This is a genomic window from Binatus sp. (SeqCode), assembly GCF_036522015.1.
In the GTDB taxonomy this organism is placed as follows: domain Bacteria; phylum Desulfobacterota; class Binatia; order Binatales; family Binataceae; genus Binatus.
This window is the reverse complement of the sequence record NZ_DATDGQ010000257.1, coordinates 1-1998: the sequence shown is the minus strand read 5'-3', so window position 1 is coordinate 1998 and position 1998 is coordinate 1. Positions and strand designations below refer to the sequence as shown.

Below are 1998 nucleotides of genomic sequence, written 5' to 3'. Positions count from 1 at the left end.
GGGTGCAGGGGTCACCCCTGCCGAAGGAGGTGTGGAACCCACCGCGGGTTCCACATTAAATAAACGAATGCTGGAAAAAGCAGCGGCGGTCATCGAAGGCGGAATCAAGGCGCGCTTCCACCTGGGCGCGCAGCTCTACGTCTCGCGCGACGGTAAGACGGTTGGCGATCTCGCGTTCGGTGAGGCGCGCGACGGCGTCGCGATGCGGCCCGACACGCTGATGCTCTGGATGTCGTCGATCAAACCGATCACCGCAGTCGCGATCGCCCAGATGTGGGAGCGTGGCAAGCTCGAGCTCGACGATCCCGTCGCGCGGCATATCCCCGAGTTCGGCGCCAAGGGCAAGGAGCGCGTGACGATTCGCCACGTGCTGACGCACACTGGCGGATTCCCGTTCGCGATCGGCCCTGGTCGGCCGACCCATGGGAGAAAATCGTCGCCGAGCTTTGCGATGCACCGCTCGAGCCCGGCTGGATAACAGGCGAGCGGATGGGCTATCACGTCGCGTCGGGATGGTACGCGCTGGCCGAAATCGTGCGCCGAATCGACGGCCGGCCGTACTCGCAATACGCGCGCGAGGAAATCTTCGAGCCGCTCGGCATGCGCGACACCTGGCTGGGCATGCCACCGGAACGTCATCGCGAGTATGCAGCGAAGCAACGAATCGCGCCGATGCACTTCTCGACTGGACTCATGAAACCTATTCCGCACAACTACCCATTTTGGAGCGACAGCGTCGACGCACTGGCGGTATGCCGGCCGGGCGGCAGCGCGCGCGGACCGATTCACGATCTCGGGAAGTTCTACGAGGCGATGCTGGCGGGAGGCGGCAACGTCATCCGGCCGCAGACCGTCGAGGCGATTTCGGCGCGGCACCTGGTCGGGATGCGCGATCGCACGTTCGGATATCCGCTCGATCGCGGACTCGGCGTGGTGGTCGATTCGAAGCAGTACTGCAACGCCGCGACGTGGTTCGGCAACCGATGCTCGACGCGTACGTGGGGTCACGCCGGCTACTTTTGCTCGGTGGGATTCGTCGATCCTTCGAACAAGGTCGTGGTGACACTCGTATTCAACGGGATGCTCGAGTCGCAGGAAAATCGCCACGACGCTCGTATGATCTCCACCCTCGACGCGGTGTACGACGACCTCGGTCTGTAGGATCGCACTGACAACCGTTGTCCGCGCTGTGGAAACAACGCGGCCCGGGCCTTGAAGCTCCGATCCTTGGAGCACACGATAGATCTGTGGCGCGGTAGAGCTTCGCGCCGCGCCGATGCCAGCTTCTCGTGAAATCATAATCTCCGCACGCGCGAGCGAACGAATCGCGGCCGCGCGCGCGTGGCTCGAGTCGCAATCATCTGCCAGCGAAATCCTTGTGATCGCGTCGGTCAAGGAGGCAGCCGACGACCTGGTGCGCGCCTTCGCGCTATCGCGCGGCGCGATGCTCGGGGTGCATCGCTTGACGCTCAACCGACTCGTAGGATTGCTCGCTGCCGAGGTTCTCGCCGACGCCGGCCTCGCGCCCGCCGACGGACTCGCGGCCGAAGCCGTCGCCGCGCGCGCGGTCTTCCGCCTGGCGCCGTCGGGAGCACTCGAGCATTTCGCACCGGTGCTGAATCTTCCCGGATTCTCGCGCGCGCTCGCGCGGACGTTGATTGAACTGCGATGGAACGATGTCGCCGTTGACGACTTGCGCGCGCTCGGCGGCGCGGGCGAGGCGATTGCCGCGACGCTCGCGCAATTCGACGCCGAGCTGGCCGACGCCAGGCTGATCGACCGCGCCGGGATGCTGAAAGTTGCGACCCGCGCAGTGCTCGCGAGCGAGCCGCCGCGCTTCGTCGGACTGCCCGTTCTGCTGCTCGACATTTCCGCGGACAGCGCGCTTGACCGCAACTTTATCGCGGCGCTCGCCGCGCGGTCGCCGTCGATTCTCGCGACAATTCCCGCCGGCGACGCTCCGGTTCAAACGCTGCTCGAGGATGCGCTCGGTGTGCG

At 65.5% G+C, this 1998-nt stretch carries 2 pseudogenes; both read left to right on the top strand.

The features are described 5' to 3' along the window. The first annotated feature begins 67 nt into the window (after positions 1-67). Positions 68-1161 (top strand): annotated as a pseudogene (locus VIW95_RS11120) (serine hydrolase domain-containing protein). A gap of 115 nt (positions 1162-1276) precedes the next feature. Continuing rightward, positions 1277-1998, top strand: a pseudogene (locus tag VIW95_RS11115) (PD-(D/E)XK nuclease family protein); the annotation flags it as partial.